Here is a 19,944-nt window from a genome sequence, read left to right on the forward strand (position 1 = left end):
CTTAAACACCCTTGGCATTATTCTGTTTCTACAAAGCTCGTTTCAGTTTGCTGACTGTTTGTATGTTCACGCTTTATACTCGACCACTCAGGCACAAACAAATAGAGGACAGCAGCACTGCAAAGTGAGGCGATCAGATCCGTCGGCCAGTGCATGCCAAGCCAAATACGGCTAATACCAACGCCGGTTGCCCACAGTAATATCATCCCAGCGGGAATTAATTGTCTACGGCGAATGAAAAAACCGCCCCAGAAGGTGACACAAATTGCAGCAAAAATTGTGTGGCCAGAAGGCAGGGAGTAGTTTGTTTCCCCTTGCCAATGGCTGATTCGCCATGGGCTAACAAACTGTTGAGCTTGGCTTACCGCAACATCTTTTTGGGCTGAGTTAAGCTGGTAGAAGGCTTCGGGGGATTTCACTATATCTAGCGCTTGCAACTGATAAGTATAGGGGCGCGGTACTTCGGTAATATGCTTCATAGCTGTTTTAGCGACAAAGCTTAGTACCAGTAGAATAGCAAATTGCACGCCCAGCTTGATGATCTGCTGCCTAGGAAGCTTAAGTACGATAGGCGTTAAGCAGAGTAGGGCAACAGTAACTAAAAAACCTGGGTTACCTGCTGAGAACGATAATACAGAGAAAAGTAAGCCTGTTGGCATAGATGCTGACTCGGTAAGATCAGCACGAGAGTAAAACATTAATGCCCCTGATAAGATGGTGGCAAAAAGTAACAGGGCTATATAGCCAGGGATCTTATCAGTGATGAATCGTCTAAAAAGCATAATCTCTGTTTATGAATGAAAGGGGGCTGAATTCTAACAGATGGTATAACTCTCAGCGTAAAAAAAATGTCATTTTATCAAGGCGCTGATTCAGCTAATGTACAGCTTAAAAGCAGCATCTTGCTAATTAGTGAGTTACAACTTTAATAGGGATAGTAATGAAAATTGGCGTAATCGGCTTGGGCGATATAGCCGAAAAAGCACATTTACCGGTATTAACTCAATTGGCTGGCGTAGAGCTCGTGTTTTGCACTCGAAACCCTGAGAGGTTGAAGTACCTTGCGGAAAAGTTTCGAATCAGCGAGTACTACACGGATTATAAAGATCTGGTAAAAGCTGGTGTTGATGCCGTCATGATCCACAGTGCGACATCTTCTCATTTTGAGATAGCACGTTTCTTTTTAGATATCGGCATGCCTGTATTTGTCGATAAGCCGCTAGCTTCAACTTATCAGGAGTGTGAGCAGCTACACGACTTAGCTGAGCAGAAACAACAGCCGTTATTTGTCGGCTTTAACCGTCGTTATATCCCATTGTACCAAGCGCACCTACCATCAGTGACTGCGCCTGCTTCGCCAGACGTGCCATTGTTGTCACTGCGTTGGGAGAAGAACCGCTATGATTTAACCAGTGAAACACGGACTTTTATCTTCGATGATTTTATTCATCCTTTAGATAGTACCAATATTCACGGCTCAATTTCTGCCGACGATCTTTTCATTACGTCTCAATTTGACTCAACAGCAAAAGATGAAACAAAACTGGCTCGCTTAGATGTTCAGTGGCAACAAGGGGGAACCTTGTTCCATGCTTCAATGAATCGCTTGAATGGCATTACCAATGAGGTGATCAGCGCGACTTATCGTAACCTGACATATCGCTTTAATTCATTTGTTGAAGGCAACAAGTGGCAAGGTAATCGTCATGAAATAGTGAAATTAGCTGATTGGACGCCAATGCTTGCCTCTAAAGGCTTTTATGGCATGGCTGAACATTGGCTAGACGTGATTAAAACGGGTAAGCAAGCACATGATGTTACCCAGAGAAATCTCCATTCACACTATTTGGCCGAGTCTGTTTACCAGAAGGTAGTGGCATCGAACGTTTGACGATAAGCCAGAGCAGATAGCAACTGACGGCTAGCTCGCCCTATATAACACTTCACCTTGAAAACTGCATGTAAATGGTACTTATATGCAGTGTTTCCTTTCTCACTGTCTATTGAATGCGAATTTCAAACTGAATAACGGTGTATTCATATGTCTGTAGTGGCTTATTGCTGGGTGGCAGCGGCAGAATTTTGGCCAAAAAATATTTTGAACTCAAAATATTTTTGAACATCATCAGCTTCCGCTAACTCACTAGTGCGACAGATAAAATTTGATTTGAATCACATTTTTTCTTTGTGTTTTAAGAAAAACAACCACTTGCCCAAAAATAAATAACTAGCCCTGCAAGATTTATGCTGCTAAAGTGCCGCCCCTCACACACAGCGTGAGAATATTATGCTAAGCAATACCCTAAAAGGTAGCGACAAACTTGTTCCAGCTCTAACGATTAGTTTCATGGGGCTTTTCCTTCTTTTCTCCCTCATTGATTTACAGACGGTCACTCAGTTAATCGGTGCGGCGTTCACTGCAACCACAGCCTATTTTGGTGAATTCTGGCAGTGGCTCATGGTGCTTAATTTTGCGGTAGCTGTTGTTATTGCATGCAGCTCATACGGTCGTACCCGTATGGGATCACTAAAAAAACCAAACATTGGTACCTTCCGCTGGTTGGCAATGATCATGTGTACATTGCTTGCAGGTGGCGGTGTGTTCTGGTCAGCTGCTGAACCTATCTATCATTTCCTTACGCCATCGCCGAGCTACCCTTCGGTAACGGCAGCTTCAGCGGAAGCTGTTTCTCCGGCATTGAGCCAGAGCTTTTTGCACTGGGGATTCCTTGCTTGGGCGGTATTGGGCACCTTGGCAACGATTGTACTGATGTATGCTCACCACCAGGGTGGTGTCAAACTACGCCCGCGTGCACTGCTATATCCTATTTTGGGTGATCGCCTCGAAAACCACTGGGTAGGCTCAGTGATTGATGCTTGCTCAATTATTGCGGTTGCAGCAGGTACTATTGGTCCTATCGGCTTTTTAGCGTCTCAGTTGGGCTATAGCCTGGAAGCCGTGCTGGGTATTGAAAACTCAATGACCAGCCAAATGGGTATTCTGGCTGCGGTTGTCGCGATTTACTCAATCTCTGCATTCACTGGGATGGACAAAGGTCTGCAATGGCTTAGCCGTTTCAATGTCGTTGGTGCCTTTGCTCTGCTAATGATCATGTTGGTGTTTGGTCCAACCCAGTTCATTTTTGAACACTTCGGTTCTGCATTTGCGATGTATCTGCAGCAAGCACCTGAAATGAGTGTTAATGCCGCTGACCCGGGCTGGAATCAATGGTGGACATGGTTCTTCTGGGGTTGGTTTATTGGCTTCGCGCCAATGATGGCTATCTTCATTGCACGAATTTCAGAAGGTCGTAGTATTCGCGAGCTGGTACTGACTGTTGCTATCGGTGCGCCAATCGTGACGAATTTCTGGTTTACCGTATTGGGTGGTACAGGCATCTTCTTTGAGCTACAAATGCCGGGCAGTATTTCTGCACCGTTGGCCGAAGCGGGGTTGCCTGCGGTATTGCTTGCGTCTCTTGCACAGCTCCCATTTAGTGATCTGCTTATTCCGGCATTCTTGGTACTGACCACAACCTTTGTGGTTACCACAGGCGACTCAATGGCCTATTCCATTGCTATGGTGGTGTCTGGTGATAATGAGCCAACCAAAGGTCAGCGCTTGTTCTGGGCAATCACCATGGGTTGTATTGCAGCAGTACTGCTTGTTGCAGGTGATGGCGGCCTTAATGCGTTGCAGTCATTCATTGTGATCACCGCTGCGCCGGTATCCCTATTGATTGCTATTACGCTGATCACAGGGCCAATGGCTGCGAAGCGAATGAAAAAGCAAAAAGTGGCGGAGAAAGACGCTGTTTGGCAACAAGGCGACGTTGCCAGCCAGTCTTTATAATACCAACCTACATAAGTACTGGATCAGTCTTACTGGTTAAAATCGTTGTTCTCTACGTTAGAGATTTTGTCATTAGAACCACTAGTGGCTGCAATCTCTGCCTTGATAACAACGATTTTTCCTGCGTAATACTTAGATCAATTACTTATCCAGATTGGTATAAGTTGTTACTGCTTGCTTCAAGCACAAAAAAGTAGATTGCAATAGAAAGCCGAGAGTAGAGATGCTCTCGGCTTTTTGCATAGTGGTTTGCTAATTATCGCTGATTTGTATTTTGCAGTATCGAAAGTGGCGATTGTTGAGGCTTACGGCGAAGGGTAACAAAGCCGATTAACGCCATACCGAACAGGGCTAGAGACCCCGGCTCTGGTACCGCTGTCAGATTCAGGTTTAAATCCCAATGATCTGAGGTCATTCTCGTTGTCCGATCTGCTGCGCCATTGGTTTGTTGGATCCATGTTGAAGCGCCAAATACATTCTTGTTCTTAGCATTGGCACCTAAGCCAAACTGAAAGGTGTGGGGAAGTTTATATTTGTCGATTTCGTAAACATCGTTACCGATAGTAATCGTCCCCATAATGCTGGAAAAGAAATCAATATCTGAGCTGCCCGGCGCCGCGAGGTTATTGGCATTATATGCGGAGGCAGCATCATCGTTTTTGCTGTAACGTGCACCACCTTCCTTAACGTAATGATTTGATGTTTCAAGAAAATCCTTGAAAGTCAGATCAATGGTCGCTTCCAAGTTATTCAAATTCATCGCTGTGGCTTTCAATGTGGCAGTCCAATCATTTTGGTTTGCCGAGTCATTGTTTATGGTGAGCATTCCATCAATGGAGAAGTAGTTGTTATGGCAGCGGTTTCCTGAAATGTCCCGGTTTGTCCAGAGGCCATGAGAGCTGCCACAGCGCTGTACTTGCGCATCAGAAACTTTATATAACACGGCAGCTTGGGCTAGTGATGGTGTAACACTGAGGGTAGTTAGTAATGTGATAGCTGATAGTAGTTTGTTCATGATGACTCCCTTTATACATGTTGTGATATATGCATAAGGATGAGCAATCGGTGTGCCAGTTTTTATACTGATGTAGGTTGGTATCAGCCATTACAAAAAAAGTGGCTTCCGAAGAAGCCACAAACGAGGGATAGATTAATGTCGGAGATGAATACGATTAGTATTCCCAGTACTCAACACTGTGAGCGCCAAAGAACTGATTCGAGAAGTAGTCTTCACAAGTACCTTCACGCCATACATCGGCAGTTGCACAGTGTAGGCCACCACCAAAGGCATACGCATCACGAAGGTCGACAGGAATGACTTCGAAGCCAAGCTTGTCGAACTGTTCCATTTGGCCTGTCTCAGTTGCTTCGACACACACGGTGTTATGGTCGAGGATCAAGGTATTCATTGATAGCCACGTACTTGAGTAGCATAGTGGTGGCGGGTTATCCCATGCAGGGTTTACTGCTTCGACAATTTCCCAGTCATTCTTCTCGAAGATTTCACGTTGCCCTTTAAAGAGTGGGCGATGCGGATTCAACAGCATCAAGCCAGGTCTTAGTGGGCAGAATGTGGCATCGATATGGATCGGGTGGTTATCCTCGAAGCTCAGTGTATGGACCCGGTAGCCTTGAGGCTCATACTTACGCTTGATCCAGCGGATCCCTGCAAGGTTTGTGGTGAGACCGTGTTGAACAAAGATATCTTTACCTAAACGCATGACATCGGCAGCATCGAATAGGATATCGGTTTCCTTGGTGCTGTATTCTTTGCGAAGTGAGCGGGCCATGGTTTCTTCGTCAGACAAATATTCGTAGGCCGCAACATAATCCATACGGAAGCTATCGTCAGACAGGCGAGGGCGTGGTGCTTGCTCTATCAAGCAGTTTGGATCTGACTCGAAATATTCGCGTAATAAGTCGACGTAGGCTAAATACTCAAAGTAGCGGCTGCGGAAACTCATTGGTGCCATCAGAATGCTTTTACCCATTGTTAATAGGCAGTCACGTGGTGGCATTACACCAAAACCTGAACTGATAGAGAAATCGGGTGTGGTGATCCTTGAATGCCAGTCGACGGCTCCTGGGCGGTCGACAATGATCCCTCTGTCTTCAAGCGTTTTAGCGAAACCGTTTAAGCATTCGTTCGCACGGTCGATGGATTCTTGAGTACGACGACCAGCCTTGCTTCCACGCATAGGGGAATCAGCGGGGATTTTCTCATTACTGGCAGGGCATGCTTCTGGTATATGTTGGTTATCCGCAATCCCCACGATAACGTGACGAAGTGGGTCGAAATCATTGTAAGATTCTACGTGTATATTAGGGCGCACGTAGGGGACACCGGAATCTTTTCTTTCAAGAGGCAAAGAAGCATTGGGATATAGATCGTTAGAAACACTCATTTTAAATCTCCAATAGAATCAATTATTAGTCACTTATGAAATAGGATTTAGCCACTAATATTTGTTACAGCACGAAGGGTAGAGGTTTTATTAATAAGAAGGATGAAATACCAATTTAATTAATCGCTTCATCCTTCAATGAAGTTAATATCGCTGTTATTTAATGTGTTTAATAGTCAATTAATGCCGATAACTAACAGATTTCTGCCGACTAGTAATAAATTGGATTTCATCGGTGAGTAAAACCTAAAAATAACGCGGATAATTATTCACAATATATTCAGTGGGTTACGTGCTTCATATTATTGGTTGTTGATATTGTCTAAAGTCACACTTTAAAACACTGTAAATAGTATTGAAATTCTCCTTGGGTATATATATTGAAAAGGCTGAGGAGGTTTTACTATGTGTCAACGTGTAATTGCAAACACCCCAGAGTTTTCGATGTTTGACTTACAAAAAATCGAAGAAACTAAACATATGATTTTTGGCGCAGACTATATCGTAATCCGACCATTGCGTGGCGAGTGCTCGTTACAACTAGCCAATAACCGCTTTACCTTAAGGCCAGGTACCATTGTGCTACTGGCCCCATTTAACCCGTTTCGCTTATCTTTGGGGCCGCAGGGGCATACTGGGGGAGGTGACTGTGATGTGTTGCATTTTAGGTTGAATGCGCTGGGTGCCACCTTTGTTGATAGCGTACAATTTAAGCCAATAAAGCAAATGCTAGATAGTGCGTCGAATGCGTTATATTTTGAAGGAAGTGAGCTAGATGAAGTGCATGCTTTCATTGATAGTATGGAGAATACCTTCGACTTTTCTCAGGTATTAAACTTGCTTGGTTTACTTGAATCACTGTCAACGCTGAAATCAGTTCGTCATTTAACGAATAACACCATAGAGCTTAATACAATTAAGCGAGCTGAAGAAAGAGTGAATGTGGTGCAGCAATATATTGCCAACAACTTGTCCGAGCATTTATCTGTTTCGAGTGTCGCAGCGCAATTACACATGGCTGACAGTACATTTTCACGATTCTTCCATGCCAACTTAGGTGTGACATTTCGCCAGTATGTAATTGAGCAGCGGGTAAGAAAGGCGGCAAGCCTGCTTATTTCAACCGATTATTCCATTTCACAAATTGGAGCGGATGTTGGCTTTTCGTCGCTCTCTAACTTTAATGCCAAGTTCAAGAGCTTACTTCATGTTACCCCAAGAGAATATCGCGCCAATCATATAGACATGAGGCGCGATATCGAGAATAGCCGAGTGGTTGAAGGGCAAATTAACCGGCAAATGTCAGAGCTTATGGCATGAGTTTTTGATAGTTGATAGATGATTACAGCTCAGGTGCTTGGCCGTTGCTTTAGCAACTAACCAGTATGTGCAACAGGCACAAAGGGATGAGTACAGTGGCGCTTCTACCCAGCCTAGATCAAAGTAGAGAAATAAAATACAGCCCATTGCAAAACCGACCACCATAGAGCTGAGTGCCGCATAGATATTGGAAGGGAGAAAATGGGCGAGCAGCATGGGTGCTACCAGCACCGCCATTAAGGTGCCAGAGCCTAGAATCGCGAGCATAGATAACATAAATGGCGGTGCGAAGACCATCATGACAAAGCCAATCATACCTAAAACAGCAACAGTACCACGGTTAAGTAACAACAAGGGTTTCTCTGAAAGTTTGCATTTGGGCCAGAGAGCCTGGCGTAGATCGTGTGAAACCGAACCTGCAATAGCGTGAAGCACTGAGCTTGCGGTCGATTTCATCGCGAACAGGATGAACAGTGTTACGACGGCAGATACAACGGGCGATAAAAACTGAGTAAGGAAAACGGGCATGGCTTGATCGGCAATTTCAAGTCCGGGTACTTTCAGGCGAGTATATAAGCCTGCCAGAGGAACAAGGCTCAACAGGCATGCCATTGGTGCCATAAAGGCAGCCATATGGTGTAGCTTGGTTGTTTTCGCTAGGGCCATAAAACGGACAGACATAAACGGCAGTGTCGCCGAATAAATAAAGGCATACGGGAACACTAAGAAGACATGCCATATGCTGGATCCATAGGGGCCGGAATCACTTGGTGAAAGTAGGGCGGTATCAATATTGTTCAGGCCGTTGAGTAACTCACTGGGTGAGATGTCGATGAAGATAGTGCCAACAATAATAATGGCCGAAGCGCACATGCCGATGATCATTAATGTATCTGTAAAAGCAACGGCAGCTAGCCCGCCAATAGAGGTATAGATGATAATAATCGAGGCCATTAATACCGCGGCCTGTGTGGTATCAATGCCCAGCCATTGGCCCGCTAGCAACCCCAATGCTTTGATCTGCCCGACCAGAAAAACCAGCAATAGGAGAATAGTGACCAAGGCAGCAAAGGCTTGGCTGAGCCTTTTTATTGCCTCGGGGCCTTCGTGGCTATTAGCGATAAATTCAGGAATGGTGAGGCTACCCATGGATTGCGCTTTCTGGTGAAGAAAGCGAGCACAGAACAAGACGGCAAACACCATGGCTGGGGCGAAGAAGAAATTACCCAATAACTCAATTGCACCGTATTTATAGGCAACCCCGGGGGAGCCCATAAACCCCCAACCGGAAAAGCCGGTTGCGACAACAGTTGCTGCCCCGATAAAAGGCCCTAAGCTATTGCCTGCTAATAGAAAGCCGCTCTCATCTTTTTTCTTCTTTAATACGTTGTTGCTGTAGAGCGCCAGGCCGATCATGATGACCACTGTCAGTAACAGGAGCGCCCAATTAAATGAAGTGACCATCATAACCTCCCGTTTGCTGACTAATGCTCAAGTTGTGCTTGCTGGCTTGGTTTCTTCTTGGCAATGGTGAAGACAATCTCGCCCATACCACCACCAATCACGAGCAGCCCACCGAGTGTCTGTAGCATGGTGAGTGATTCACCAAACAGTAAGATGCCGATACCTGCGCCGACAACCGTCTCGAAGTAAGAGACGCAGGCTAGCTCTGCGGCTTTTAGGTGTTTTGCCGCAATAGTAAGTAGGGAAAGCGCACCGAAACCGATGAAGAAGCCCATAGCGATTAGCCATACCCAAGAGCTGGCATCCATGTCGGCAAGCGACGGTGGGCTGACCATAAAGTATGCTCCGATGGCGATAGCACCGAATAGGAAGTTGAAGAAGGATCTTGAATCGGAACTGACGTCAGTTCGGTAGCGGCTGAAAAATAGGAATAAGCCGTAGCCAAAGCCGGAGGCTAGCCCGAGCATATCGCCCAAGAAGTTCTCCTTAGAAAAAGAGAGCGAGACGACAACCCCTTCTGTACTGCTATAGCTGATGATACCAATGATAAATAAACAACCAATGAAGACGGCAGTTAACAGTGTGCCGGTCAGTGCTGATATTTTCTCTTTAAGGAAGATGGCGGCCAACAAGGTTGAAAATACAGGACCGGTATAAATAAGAAAGACCGCATTGGCGAGGGTGGTGTATTGCGTTGCCGATACATAAGCCGCTAAACATAAACCAAGGCACGCGCCGCTGACCATGACGGTAGGTGATAGCTTAGTATTTTTGATTGATAGCGCATTTCCCTTGTATAGCATAATGGCCAAAATACAAATGGCCCCGACAGTCATGCGGGTAAATGCAATCACATCACCACTGGTATTAATGTTCCTTGCAAATAATCCTACAAACCCCATTAGGGTGGCAGAAATAACCATTGTGGTATAGCCCAAGGTTTTGGTATTCATGACTTACTCCTTTTATTATCGCTGTCAGGTTGGTCACATAGCCTTCCGGTTCCTTTAATTTCGTGGTGAACGAAAATAGCGGCGACAACGAAAAATAGAGCTAGGTTTGCCCATATAAACGCATCTATTGACCAGTATCCTGTCATTCGATTTTCCTCCTGCACGCATCAACATCGGTTGAATTGGCGCTTGGCAAAATAATGAATCGTAATTGTGAAAAGGGTGAATCTTGTTGCGGCGTTGGAATTTATACTGGCTGAGAGGCATATCAATAACTAGCGAAAACCTGCCGGAAATTTGCTAATTGCTGCTTGATTGCAAAAAACTTGAAAAGGGTGTTGTCGGAGTGTCTTGTCGGGAGGACGCATTGAAAAGAAGATGGGCCATGAATTAACAAACAGCAAGTATCATGGCTCATCTCATTAAGGGGCTCGGTGCAATCTGACTGGGCAGAGTCACGAATTAGCGGGTATATAAATAACCGTTGTCGAACTTGAGTCCGTTATCGCGATCATACTTGAGAAGAACTGGCCCATCGAGGTCGACAATCTCTGCACGGCTGGCAATAGGCAAGGCGGTTTCCATTGCCAATGAGCTACCCACCATGCAGCCAACCATAATATCAAAGCCCAACTCTCTTGCCTTTGCTTCGAGTTTTAGTGCCTCGGTCAGTCCGCCGGTTTTATCGAGCTTGATATTCACCATTTCGTATTGACCAACCAGCGCATCGAGATCCTTGCTGGTATGGCAACTTTCGTCGGCGCACAGTGGAATCGGGTGTAAAATACCCTGTAATTTATGATCTTGCCCTTTTGGAACAGGTTGCTCGATCATTTTGATGTTTAATGGGGAAAGTGCTTTAAATAATCCGGCAAGATTTAACTCTCCCCAAGCTTCGTTTGCATCCAAAATAATATCGACACCCGCGGCTACTTCTCGAATCGCACTCACTTTCTCCACAATGGCGTTATCGTCAAGCTTAACCTTCAATAATTTCGCCCCTCTCAAACAGAGTTCTCGGGCTTGAGCTGCCATGCTTGCAGTATCCCCTAGGGATACGGTCATTGCGGTAATGATACTGGGTTTAATGTCAAACTGCGGAGAGGGAAATGCCTCTTGATGCTCAAGTCGCCATAATGCACTATCGATGGCATTGCGTGCCGCGCCAGCTGGCAGGCTAGCCTGCAGTGTTTCTCTTGCTGTCGCTATATTGACTGCAATCTTGTCAGAGCACATTGAGCCCGCCACAGCTTCAATTTGATTGATAACGCTTTCAACGCTCTCACCATAATGCGGGTAGGGGGTGCATTCACCTTGCACGCGGTTGCCCTGGTGAGTAATTTCCACCACAACCACGTCTTGGTGCGTTCGGGTGCCTCTTGAAATCGTGAAGGGCTGAGCAAGTGGAAAGCGTTCAGCGCTAGCAGTAATTTTCATTCAGACTTTGTCCTTAGAGTGAATGGAGTTTATCGACGATACTTGCAATCCCAAAGCGTACTGGATCAGTGACGGGTAGCTGGTATTGTTGCTCCCATTGACGGCACAGGGCTTGGGCTTCTGCTTCGGTTAGTGCCGAAGTATTTAGGCTGATACCAACAAACTTAGCATTGGGGTTGGTTAACTTGGCTGCTTGGAGGTTCGCTACTAGGGTTGCTTCGATTGCAGGAACTGCCATATGCGGTAGATGGCGAATATGCTCGCGACCAACCTCATGACAGAGTACCAAAGCATCGGCTTGGGCACCGTGAAGTAGGCCAAGACTTACACCAGCATATGAAGGGTTGAATAAAGAACCTTGACCTTCGATCACATCCCACTCGTGATCAGAAAAGCTTGGGCTGATGGCTTCAGTGGCACCCGAGATGAAATCTGCCACAACGGCATCGATTGAGATTCCACGGCCTGAAATCAAGATACCCGTTTGTCCTGTTGCACAAAACTCAGTGTTAAGCCCTTGGCGGTTCATCTCTTTTTCAAGAGCCAATGATGTGTACATTTTACCAACGGAGCAGTCAGTGCCGACAGTGAGTAGTCGTTTTCCTTCACGGGGTAAGCCGTTACCAACCTTGAGTGGTTCGTCGTAATGGCGTACATCAAACAATTGGCACTGATTGGCTTCTGCTTTTGCCGATAACTCGGGATAATCAACAAGACGCTGGTGCATACCCGACGCAAGGTTAAAGCCGAGATCAAGAGCCTGAGAAAGGGTCGAAAGCCAGTTTTCAGGAATAAAACCACCGGCATTTGCGGTACCCAGTACAAGGGTTTTAGCGCCTTGTGCTTTTGCTTGCTCTAATGTCAGATCGTTAAGTCCTAGCGAAACGGTCTCGGACGTCAGGCGGTGTTGTCCAACGCATAATTCAGGGCGCCATTGCTGGATACCTTTTGCAGTTTTTGCTGAGAGAGGATCGGTTACATCGCCTAGAAAAAGTAGGTATGGCTGTGGGATTAGCATGTCGTATCCTTGAATTGCTTATTAAGTCATGTTGAATACTTTTAATCTAATTTATTCACGGCAGGCCAACGAATACTTAAATGTATGAAGGGTATAACTTGAAGTTATAGCCAATATATTCTTGATATGAAGATGCTTTTTTCTGAATGTTTGACTGTTCTTTTTTCTAACCGGCCACATAAATAGTTAAAATCCTTAATCACAAATTGCTATTTTATAAAATTTCCTAAAAGTTGTTTTAAAGAAAACGAGTGAAAACAATGAAGGTATTCACTATTAAATTAATTTCATATTATATTGAGATGTACTACGTTTGATTTAAGACTAAAGACTTACAAAATTAATGGGTATTAGCGGTTAAGTGCTTTCATGATTCAAAAATGAGGTAGCGCTCGTGTTCGTGAACAAAAGAATATTACTGATTGATGATTCCAATACGGCGATATCAATCATGCGATCTATCTTGAATTCATCAGGTGTTTCAAACGACAAGATCGATAGCACAATGGATAGCTTAAAGGCTATCCGGCTGCTGAATAACCATGATTATGATATTGTCGTATGCGACTACAATATGGGGCACCATATCGATGGTGGGCTTATTTTTGATGAGGTTAAGCAACGTAAGTTGCTACCAAGTGATGGCGTGTTCATTTGTGTTACTGGTGATAACTCCCGCCAAGTCGTTACCCATTTTATTGAACTAGAGCCTGATGACTATTTAATCAAGCCGTTTTCTGCCGCAACATTAACCCAGCGCATTAATAGTGTTTTGGTGCGAAAGTCTGCGCTTTACCCATTATTGTTGGCCGTTGATAATAAAGAATTCAATATGGCGATTGATCTTTGCCATCGGTATAAAACCAAATACCCCAAATATAAGAGCTATATTGATCGTCTCAACGGTGACTGCCTACTACGTGCCGACCGTCATAACGAAGCAAGGGAGTTTTATCGTCAAGCCTGTGAAGAATATGAACACTTATGGCCACAAATTGGCTTAGGGCAAGCACTTATCGGACTTGGCGAGTTATCCGAAGCGGAAACGGTGTTTGACGATATTCTGTCAAAATACCCCAAGCAGCCCGTGGCGAGAAAGCATCTTGCCGGGTGCTTTATGGCAAGCGGGAAGATCCCAGAGGCGTTGGCACAGTTTAAGTTTCTCCACAAAGTTAATTCGGCAAACCCGCTGCGAGAACTCGTCATTGCCAATTTATATGCCGTGTTACAGCAACACAGTAATGCAGCCGTGGGTTATCAGCGTTATATCAGTAAAGTGAAAGGAACAAGCCGTTTTAGCTATGGCATTAATGTGAATATCCCGGTTTCCCTTCTGCTGGCTAGCATTTACTGTGAAGATAGTAAGACCCGCGATGAATTGGTCAATGAAGCCCGCAGTTGCCTGCATGAATTGAACCATGGGTTAGAGCCAGATGTTGAAGGGTTTGAAAGTGAAGTCAGTTCTATGGTCGGTGTCGCGATATTGGCCTGCCTGCAAGGCGACATAGAAAACTGTTTTACTATCGTGAGTCGGATCAACCTTAAAGAAAAGCCAGTGCGGGATTTCTACACGGTTTTGAATGTTGCACGGATTTATGCGTTTTGCGGCATGCCCGATCTCTATGAACAAACAATGCAGCTTGCACGGGAGCTATGTGGCCATTCCGATGATGCCACTTTGGTTCAGAGCCAAGTTAAGCTATTGGAAGCCTGCCATAGTGGTATCAATAACAGGCTCAAAGAAGGCGGGGAACTAGTCGAGCGCGCGTTTGCATTGCGTGAGGCCAATCAAGGGAAGCAGGCCATTAAAGTGGCATATCGTGCATTCCATATGGTGCCTTATCACTATCAATTGTGCTATTTGATTTTAGAGCTCACAGCTTTGGCAACCCCCTCATTTTTAAACCCTGTCGAGCTAAGGTCGGTAATTACTTCGTGTCATTGGGTATTTACCCATGATACACGTCCGAGCAAGGATGAGACGTTAAGGGCGAATGAGTTATATCAACTGTCATTAGCACGTATAGAAAAACGACCAAGCGTTGCCTAGTGAGTCGTCGTTTGCGACTTACCTTGTTATTTGTAAATCGTTATTGGTTATTGGTTATTGGTTTTTGACTTTTGGTAATTGGTTACTCGCTGTTTAGGTCGAGGCCATCTGGCAGTGGTACATCTGTTTCAACCCATCCCCCGCCAAGTACTTTGTACAGGGTCAGTAAGTTGAGCTCTTTAGAGAGCTTGGTTGTCAGCAAGTCTTGCTGCGCGGTGTAGTAGGAGCGTTGGGAATCGAGTACGGTAAAATAGTCATCAACACCTTCATTAAAGCGCAAATTGGATAGGCGGAAACTGTCGCCCGTTGCATCTACCAACATCTGCTGAGCAGCTACTTGATCTTTCAATGTTGCCTGGTTGGCCAGGGCATCGGCTACTTCACGAAAGGCAGTTTGAATGGTTTTCTCATAATTGTTCAACGCAATTTGTTGGTCAGCAATGGCGACGTCTTCTCTGGCATCAAGTTCACCCCAGTTGAAAATAGGCAATGATAGCGCAGGGGTGAAAACCCAGCTCCGACTATCACTAGAGAACAAGTCGCTGGCCGAGGCGCTTAATAGTCCGCCGGTTGCCGTTAGTGAAATCGTCGGAAAGTAAGCTGCGCGAGCAGCGCCTATATTGGCATTTGCCGCGATTAATTCATGCTCTGCGGCGAGGATATCAGGGCGTTGCAATAAAACGTCAGATGGCATGCCAACATAAATGGGTGCAAATTGAATACTGTCGCTGGCTTGAGGCAGCAAATGCATTGGCACGGTTTTTCCTACCAAGACATTGAGTGCATTGATGTCGACATTGACCTGACTGGTAAAGCGCGCCACATCTTTTAACGCAGTGGCGACCGTGGTTTTGGCTTGGGCGACATCCAAACCTGTCGCCACCCCGTTGTTGAAGCTTTTAATCGTCAGATCGAGTGAGCTTTGTTGTGATACAAGGGTTTCGTTAGCCAAATGTTTTGAAGTATCAGGCAAACTGACCATTTGCAGCAATACTTAAAAATAGGTGCTAATTACCTATTTTATGGTAAATAGCCAATACTGTTAAATTGTACAGTGGTTTTGCGAAGCTACATACGAAAGAGGGAGAAGGTTGATAGAAACCCTAAAAATCATCCATTCCCATAAATTCTATTTAACATAAGGTACATAATGCGCACTAAACATGATATTCCAAAGTTAAAATGTCTCTTTTCTGCAAAGTTAAAATGTCATGTTGTTCTAGCTTCAAAACACGCTTTCTTTGCCGTGTTTGGAGCCCTTGGATGCTATTGACCATGACTGACAATGAATTACTGAGAATCAAACTAATCCAAGACATTTGTGATAAACGGATCACCGGTGTCGATGCTGCCCGCTTACTTAAACTCGGTCCTCGCCAAGTTTATCGCTTGGTCAAGCGCTTCATCGAATTCGTGCTGCTGGTTTGGTTTCTTTAAAACGTGGTCAGCCTGGCAATCATCGCCATGATGAGAAATTAAAATTACAGACACTGGCCTTGCTCCAACAGCAATACGAAGATTTCGGCCCGACGTTGGCTCATGAAAAATTCGCCGAGCTTCATGACATCCACGTTTCCGTTGAAACCTTACGCCAATGGATGATCGCCGATGGCCTCTGGCTTCCCCATGCCAAACGTAAGCCGCGAGTTTATCAACCTCGTCATCGCCGTGATTGCCTGAGCGAGTTAGTTCATATCGACGGCTCCCTCGATAACTTGTTACACCGTAATAAATTTCAATTCAAAATAGCTCTAACCATTTCTTCACTCGCGAAAAGTCAGTTTATCTCCGCTTTACAATTTAGAAGCCACAAACAAACTTTTGCTTTGCTCTGACAGTAATGGCTTGGCAAAGCCATTCAGGTTGGTATAGTGCTCGCCTCTTAATTTAAAGCAGTATTAGGAAGATTGACCCATGAGCACATTAGAAAATGTTAAAACCAAACTAGAAGTCATCCTTCTTTGTATCAAGGTTGGTCTAGCTGTCTTTGCTATGGTTTGGCTTACTACTGGTAATTGGGACAAACTCTTAGATCTGCTTGCTTAAAATTTACCTAAAGAATTCACCCTAAAACTGGGATGAACATTGGCGCGGCAATCAGCAGAATGCCTAATAGATAGATAATCAATACGTACATAGTTCAGTGCTTTCATTGTGTGTATAAAAATTTGGGAGCCCTACGCAAAGCAGGAAACGTAAGGCTCCCATGAACATCTTTTACCCAGGTAAGCAAGCCGTGTTCATTGCTCTAACTTTCACTTAGCTTTATATCAAACTGGCAAAGTTCAAGTTGATTCATACTCTTAGAAGTCCGGTTCCTATAAGCATGAACCAAGCATTCGTAGGAGTCGAACACTTGGAAGAACCCCCATCAGGTTCTGGTGATGCATTCTAGCAGCTATAAATGCTAGCGGAAGTCGTCAAGGTTAACTTGTCGCGTAGTGACCTGAATACATAAAGTTACACTGTCTCTTTTAAGTTAAGATCTTGCACCTTCATGGACGATGACAGGAAGATCAGTACAACCAAAATCTAAGCCAAACTGGCTAAGTACACATGTTAACTGACCGCGATGGTGTGTTTGATGGTTGAAAATATGCTGACAAAACTCGGCAACATTTCTCTCAAGCACCCCACCCTCTGTCGTTGTATACCTCACGACTTGGCGGCAAGTATTTGGGTGAAGTGATTTTGTGAATTCCACGTAAATACTATCAACCAATTGTCTAAGTGATTTAAGTTCCTTCAAGTTTGATACAAACGTCTCATTGACCGCTGTAGCAACTGGTAATTGTGACAATAACACTGGTTCGATTTGAGCAATATTATTATCAATCAACCGTCTCAACATGATTAAATCACCGAACAAGATGTGATTCCAATAGCTCATTACACTAGAGAAAAATGAATGCGTTTCGGCATGCAGTTGTTCATCTGTAAGCGATTCGCAAACATCCATCAATTGGTTATTCATTCGCTGGTTGTACAGCGCCATCATCCTAAAATTTGAGGGCAAGTCCATTTTTATTTGCTCTTTTGAATTCAACTAATTTAAGGTTTCATTACTTGTTGTATCTTGCCTTTACCACTCGAAACAGTGACTTCAGCATATGCTCCATTGAACAATGTAAGGTTGGGAGGCAAGTGACCGATATCAACATCATAGATAACAGGAATATTGATAGACGATGCAACATCCGTAAGTGCTTCTAAAGCTGTAATACTTTTACCACAAGGCTCAAGAACCGCATTTCTTCCGAACATCAACCCTTTTATACAGTCGAAGACACCTTGATATTTGAGGCTTAATAAAGCTCGCTTCAATACTGTTGGTGACATCTCTGCATTTTCTAAATACAGAATGACTCCGTCGTTTTGATACTGTTCACAGAAAGAAAGGAGGTCAAAATAATCTGTACCTATTAGGTGTGTCATGGTATCAAAACAACCACCAATCAAACGACCGCTGAAATTGGCATTTGCAGATGTTCCAATCACTTTCCATTCTGTTGGTTCGGTTAAGTTTAAGAGCGCATTAGGATTAGCCGCATACGACTCACCCTTTCTTTCATATAACTTAGTTGAAAACTGAGTAAACTCTGTACCTTCATTTAAACTAAGCCAATGTAATGTGTTGCTTGTCAAAAGCTCTGATTCACTGGGGTGTAATTGCATTAAATTGGCTGCATGTACTAATTTTGTGGTTAGAGTCACCATTAATGTACTTACATCAGAAAATCCGATAACCCATTTAGGTTTAGCTTTGCTCAATCGTTTATAGTCAAGTAATGGGAGAATATCCATTGCAAACTCACCACCCCATGGTGGCATGATTGCAGCAATAGAATCATCACATAAAAAAGCCATTATTGTGCTCGACGTTCTGCTGGCGCGCTTACATGTTTGTGATCATCGCGTAAGCATAGCCCTTCGAGAACCTCAAACCCAGAACTTCTTAAATGACCTATCACGATGTCTAAACGTTCATGAAGACTTTTGGGTACACCAGAAGAAAAAGCGGTTACAGCAATTTTACTACCTGGTTTTAATGGATTGGGTGATTTCATATGACTCCTACAACTAACCATTATTTAAAAGCATTCATAATCAATAACTTTCAAAAGTCATGGTCTAAATAATCCATGACCTAGTGATACCATAGCTAACAAATTATTGCTCCTGCTTTTGTATACACAATGGACACAATACCTTCAGGAACATCAAATAAAGAGACACTGTAACGTATGTGGTATTACCAAATACTTCAGCTTCAGAGTCTGATAAGATATGTCTTATATTGTTGTTCTATAAACTTAGTCATGCCAAACGCTATATCAATTCAAATCAATTCCCTAGTCCAACGCCTTGGTCGAGAGAAAGTGAACGAATTAAAAGTCCTTTTCTCGGCTCATCAATGTGAATTGAAAAGAATTAGAGCATCTAGACATTGGCAAGCGACTGGAGAGCATGATGCTTTGCTAATTGTGGCTACGTCACTAAATGATTCAGATGATCCAAAGCTTCAAAGAGTTCGCAGTTCCATACTAAAGGCTTTGTTAACAGCAGAAGCACACCTTCCAAGCATCAGCTTCAGAGTAAAGAACATTATCTCTACTCTGCCCAAGCAAGATGTCACCCAACTTAAACAAGCATGTATTGAGTGTTCTATTCATTACAAACGTGTTTACCGCACCGCGCATGTAGACTTGATCGGAAACGGTGATCAATTAGCACAACTATATTGGCAACTGAGCCTGCAGTCATGCTCGTTAGAGCTCCGAAAACAGCTAGATGTACTAGCAAAGCACTTAGCCAAACATAATGTGAATCTTCATGAAATTGACCATCGCCCGAACTTGATTGAGATGATAAAAGAGCAACCTAATATTACTTTGAATGAGTTGGTTTCGAAAACAGGTTGCTCACTTATGGATGCTAGACAAGCATTTGATGACTTTGAATTTAATTGTTAATAATTGATTTTAAATACGTATTTGTTCAAATCAAAAGTTATAGTGCATTAGATTGCAAGACTTTTGTTTTCGATATGGCTTTACTCGCTAATAATTCACATTAATTAATTCCTCTACATCATTTTCTTACAATCGATTGTGATACGTTCTTCTCGCAACATAATTACAAGGATTTGAAGATGAAAAAGAAAGTATTATCAGCCCTTTTATTCTCCGTATTCACAACCACGGCCGCTGCCGAAGTCACATTAATTAACCCTTTCGTTGTACCAGACAAACACAGCGAAGCAGTGCTTGAGCATTGGGAACAAGCACGCGATTTTCTACAAACTCAACCAGGGTATATTGATCTGCTCCAGCCAGACTGGACACTTCATTAAGCGACATTTTGCTTTTCAAAGTTAACTGGGCTTAGGTACCCAAGAGCACTGTGCCTTCTCGTCTGATTATAATCAACCTCAATGTACTCAA

21 protein-coding genes are annotated in these 19,944 nt (G+C 44.0%); 9 read left to right on the forward strand and 12 right to left on the reverse strand.

Going from position 1 to position 19,944, the window contains the following annotated elements; all coding sequences use genetic code 11:
- Nucleotides 1–17: 17 nt before the first annotated feature.
- Nucleotides 18–698 carry a phosphatase PAP2 family protein gene (locus C9I98_RS24870; RefSeq protein ID WP_245907241.1) on the reverse strand — a complete coding sequence of 227 codons (681 nt, stop codon included), beginning with the start codon at nucleotides 696–698 and terminating at the stop codon, nucleotides 18–20.
- 242 nt (nucleotides 699–940) lie between these two features.
- Between C9I98_RS24870 and C9I98_RS24875 the strand changes: the two genes are divergently transcribed.
- Entirely contained in the window at nucleotides 941–1,891 is a 951-nt protein-coding gene (locus C9I98_RS24875; protein ID WP_107272617.1) for a Gfo/Idh/MocA family protein, read from the forward strand.
- A gap of 396 nt (nucleotides 1,892–2,287) precedes the next feature.
- The gene (locus C9I98_RS24880; RefSeq protein WP_036823094.1) at nucleotides 2,288–3,853 is read left to right on the forward strand and encodes a BCCT family transporter; all 1,566 of its coding nucleotides are present in this window, start codon (nucleotides 2,288–2,290) and stop codon (nucleotides 3,851–3,853) included.
- Nucleotides 3,854–4,109: 256 nt separating this feature from the next.
- Here C9I98_RS24880 and C9I98_RS24885 read toward each other — a convergent pair whose 3' ends face one another.
- Nucleotides 4,110–4,868, reverse strand: a complete 759-nt coding sequence (locus tag C9I98_RS24885; protein ID WP_036816141.1) for a PEP-CTERM sorting domain-containing protein — start codon at nucleotides 4,866–4,868, stop codon at nucleotides 4,110–4,112.
- A gap of 157 nt (nucleotides 4,869–5,025) precedes the next feature.
- Complete coding sequence (locus tag C9I98_RS24890; RefSeq protein WP_036816139.1) at nucleotides 5,026–6,258, reverse strand: serine/threonine protein kinase; 1,233 nt, start codon at nucleotides 6,256–6,258, stop codon at nucleotides 5,026–5,028.
- Between the two features lie 405 nt (nucleotides 6,259–6,663).
- Here C9I98_RS24890 and C9I98_RS24895 point away from each other — a divergent pair, with 405 nt between their 5' ends.
- Complete coding sequence (locus C9I98_RS24895) at nucleotides 6,664–7,578, forward strand: AraC family transcriptional regulator (RefSeq protein ID WP_036816136.1); 915 nt, start codon at nucleotides 6,664–6,666, stop codon at nucleotides 7,576–7,578.
- Here the strand turns inward: C9I98_RS24895 and C9I98_RS24900 are convergent.
- The 4 genes from C9I98_RS24900 to dgcN form a co-directional block, all read right to left on the reverse strand.
- A complete protein-coding gene (locus tag C9I98_RS24900) occupies nucleotides 7,561–9,042 on the reverse strand; it encodes a sodium:solute symporter family protein (protein WP_051901785.1) in 1,482 nt (493 codons plus the stop codon). The two genes, C9I98_RS24895 and C9I98_RS24900, sit on opposite strands and share 18 nt — an antisense overlap.
- A gap of 20 nt (nucleotides 9,043–9,062) precedes the next feature.
- The gene (locus C9I98_RS24905; RefSeq protein ID WP_036816133.1) at nucleotides 9,063–9,995 is read right to left on the reverse strand and encodes a DMT family transporter; all 933 of its coding nucleotides are present in this window, start codon (nucleotides 9,993–9,995) and stop codon (nucleotides 9,063–9,065) included.
- 462 nt (nucleotides 9,996–10,457) lie between these two features.
- Nucleotides 10,458–11,432: an N-acetyl-D-Glu racemase DgcA gene (gene dgcA, locus C9I98_RS24910; protein WP_036816131.1), complete on the reverse strand. Its 975-nt coding sequence runs from the start codon at nucleotides 11,430–11,432 to the stop codon at nucleotides 10,458–10,460.
- Nucleotides 11,433–11,445: 13 nt separating this feature from the next.
- Complete coding sequence (gene dgcN / locus C9I98_RS24915; RefSeq protein ID WP_036816128.1) at nucleotides 11,446–12,450, reverse strand: N-acetyltransferase DgcN; 1,005 nt, start codon at nucleotides 12,448–12,450, stop codon at nucleotides 11,446–11,448.
- A gap of 394 nt (nucleotides 12,451–12,844) precedes the next feature.
- Here dgcN and C9I98_RS24920 point away from each other — a divergent pair, with 394 nt between their 5' ends.
- Nucleotides 12,845–14,500: a response regulator gene (locus C9I98_RS24920; protein ID WP_107272618.1), complete on the forward strand. Its 1,656-nt coding sequence runs from the start codon at nucleotides 12,845–12,847 to the stop codon at nucleotides 14,498–14,500.
- Between the two features lie 82 nt (nucleotides 14,501–14,582).
- On the opposite strand, the gene C9I98_RS24925 is transcribed toward C9I98_RS24920, so the two are convergent.
- A complete protein-coding gene (locus tag C9I98_RS24925; RefSeq protein ID WP_245907242.1) occupies nucleotides 14,583–15,482 on the reverse strand; it encodes a TolC family protein in 900 nt (299 codons plus the stop codon).
- A gap of 281 nt (nucleotides 15,483–15,763) precedes the next feature.
- Between C9I98_RS24925 and C9I98_RS26965 the strand changes: the two genes are divergently transcribed.
- The 3 genes from C9I98_RS26965 (at nucleotide 15,764) to C9I98_RS27080 (ending at nucleotide 16,546) form a co-directional block, all read left to right on the forward strand.
- Entirely contained in the window at nucleotides 15,764–15,937 is a 174-nt protein-coding gene (locus C9I98_RS26965) for a helix-turn-helix domain-containing protein (RefSeq protein ID WP_245907243.1), read from the forward strand.
- Entirely contained in the window at nucleotides 15,925–16,335 is a 411-nt protein-coding gene (locus C9I98_RS26970) for a hypothetical protein (RefSeq protein ID WP_051902644.1), read from the forward strand. Before C9I98_RS26965 ends, C9I98_RS26970 begins: the two co-directional genes overlap by 13 nt.
- 79 nt (nucleotides 16,336–16,414) lie before the next feature.
- Nucleotides 16,415–16,546 (forward strand): hypothetical protein, encoded by a 132-nt coding sequence (locus tag C9I98_RS27080; RefSeq protein ID WP_275451446.1) that lies wholly within the window; start codon nucleotides 16,415–16,417, stop codon nucleotides 16,544–16,546.
- A gap of 433 nt (nucleotides 16,547–16,979) precedes the next feature.
- On the opposite strand, the gene C9I98_RS24935 is transcribed toward C9I98_RS27080, so the two are convergent.
- Genes C9I98_RS24935 through C9I98_RS26975 form a run of 3 tightly spaced genes read right to left on the reverse strand, consistent with a single transcriptional unit; the run spans nucleotide 16,980 to nucleotide 18,567 of the window.
- Nucleotides 16,980–17,522, reverse strand: coding sequence for a DinB family protein (locus C9I98_RS24935; protein ID WP_036831023.1), 543 nt, complete (start codon nucleotides 17,520–17,522; stop codon nucleotides 16,980–16,982).
- Nucleotides 17,523–17,551: 29 nt separating this feature from the next.
- Nucleotides 17,552–18,367 carry a S66 family peptidase gene (locus tag C9I98_RS24940; RefSeq protein WP_245907244.1) on the reverse strand — a complete coding sequence of 272 codons (816 nt, stop codon included), beginning with the start codon at nucleotides 18,365–18,367 and terminating at the stop codon, nucleotides 17,552–17,554.
- On the reverse strand, nucleotides 18,367–18,567 hold the full coding sequence (locus C9I98_RS26975) for a hypothetical protein (protein WP_245907245.1): 201 nt from the start codon (nucleotides 18,565–18,567) through the stop codon (nucleotides 18,367–18,369). The genes C9I98_RS24940 and C9I98_RS26975 overlap by 1 nt, the downstream gene beginning before the upstream one ends.
- Before the next feature lie 252 nt (nucleotides 18,568–18,819).
- On the opposite strand from C9I98_RS26975, the gene C9I98_RS24945 reads away from it, so the two are divergent.
- Together C9I98_RS24945 and C9I98_RS24950 are read left to right on the forward strand one after the other, a co-directional pair.
- The gene (locus tag C9I98_RS24945; protein WP_107272619.1) at nucleotides 18,820–19,473 is read left to right on the forward strand and encodes a ribosome recycling factor family protein; all 654 of its coding nucleotides are present in this window, start codon (nucleotides 18,820–18,822) and stop codon (nucleotides 19,471–19,473) included.
- Between the two features lie 179 nt (nucleotides 19,474–19,652).
- A complete protein-coding gene (locus C9I98_RS24950; protein ID WP_051902608.1) occupies nucleotides 19,653–19,853 on the forward strand; it encodes an antibiotic biosynthesis monooxygenase family protein in 201 nt (66 codons plus the stop codon).
- Here the strand turns inward: C9I98_RS24950 and C9I98_RS24955 are convergent.
- On the reverse strand, nucleotides 19,850–19,944 hold a 95-nt coding region (locus tag C9I98_RS24955; RefSeq protein WP_146153905.1), incomplete at its 5' end, for an IS3 family transposase. The two genes, C9I98_RS24950 and C9I98_RS24955, sit on opposite strands and share 4 nt — an antisense overlap.

Origin of the sequence: Photobacterium sanctipauli (assembly GCF_003026495.1) — a bacterium.
Taxonomy (GTDB): domain Bacteria; phylum Pseudomonadota; class Gammaproteobacteria; order Enterobacterales; family Vibrionaceae; genus Photobacterium; species Photobacterium sanctipauli.

Coding starts and splice junctions, on each gene's coding strand:
- C9I98_RS24870 (WP_245907241.1), bottom strand. CDS start 698: ATGTTTTACTCTCGTGCTGATCTTACCGAGTCAGCATCTATGCCAACA.
- C9I98_RS24875 (WP_107272617.1), top strand. CDS start 941: ATGAAAATTGGCGTAATCGGCTTGGGCGATATAGCCGAAAAAGCACAT.
- C9I98_RS24880 (WP_036823094.1), top strand. CDS start 2,288: ATGCTAAGCAATACCCTAAAAGGTAGCGACAAACTTGTTCCAGCTCTA.
- C9I98_RS24885 (WP_036816141.1), bottom strand. CDS start 4,868: ATGAACAAACTACTATCAGCTATCACATTACTAACTACCCTCAGTGTT.
- C9I98_RS24890 (WP_036816139.1), bottom strand. CDS start 6,258: ATGAGTGTTTCTAACGATCTATATCCCAATGCTTCTTTGCCTCTTGAA.
- C9I98_RS24895 (WP_036816136.1), top strand. CDS start 6,664: ATGTGTCAACGTGTAATTGCAAACACCCCAGAGTTTTCGATGTTTGAC.
- C9I98_RS24900 (WP_051901785.1), bottom strand. CDS start 9,042: ATGGTCACTTCATTTAATTGGGCGCTCCTGTTACTGACAGTGGTCATC.
- C9I98_RS24905 (WP_036816133.1), bottom strand. CDS start 9,995: ATGAATACCAAAACCTTGGGCTATACCACAATGGTTATTTCTGCCACC.
- dgcA (WP_036816131.1), bottom strand. CDS start 11,432: ATGAAAATTACTGCTAGCGCTGAACGCTTTCCACTTGCTCAGCCCTTC.
- dgcN (WP_036816128.1), bottom strand. CDS start 12,450: ATGCTAATCCCACAGCCATACCTACTTTTTCTAGGCGATGTAACCGAT.
- C9I98_RS24925 (WP_245907242.1), bottom strand. CDS start 15,482: ATGGTCAGTTTGCCTGATACTTCAAAACATTTGGCTAACGAAACCCTT.
- C9I98_RS26965 (WP_245907243.1), top strand. CDS start 15,764: ATGCTATTGACCATGACTGACAATGAATTACTGAGAATCAAACTAATC.
- C9I98_RS27080 (WP_275451446.1), top strand. CDS start 16,415: ATGAGCACATTAGAAAATGTTAAAACCAAACTAGAAGTCATCCTTCTT.
- C9I98_RS24935 (WP_036831023.1), bottom strand. CDS start 17,522: ATGGACTTGCCCTCAAATTTTAGGATGATGGCGCTGTACAACCAGCGA.
- C9I98_RS24940 (WP_245907244.1), bottom strand. CDS start 18,367: ATGGCTTTTTTATGTGATGATTCTATTGCTGCAATCATGCCACCATGG.
- C9I98_RS26975 (WP_245907245.1), bottom strand. CDS start 18,567: ATGAAATCACCCAATCCATTAAAACCAGGTAGTAAAATTGCTGTAACC.
- C9I98_RS24945 (WP_107272619.1), top strand. CDS start 18,820: ATGCCAAACGCTATATCAATTCAAATCAATTCCCTAGTCCAACGCCTT.
- C9I98_RS24950 (WP_051902608.1), top strand. CDS start 19,653: ATGAAAAAGAAAGTATTATCAGCCCTTTTATTCTCCGTATTCACAACC.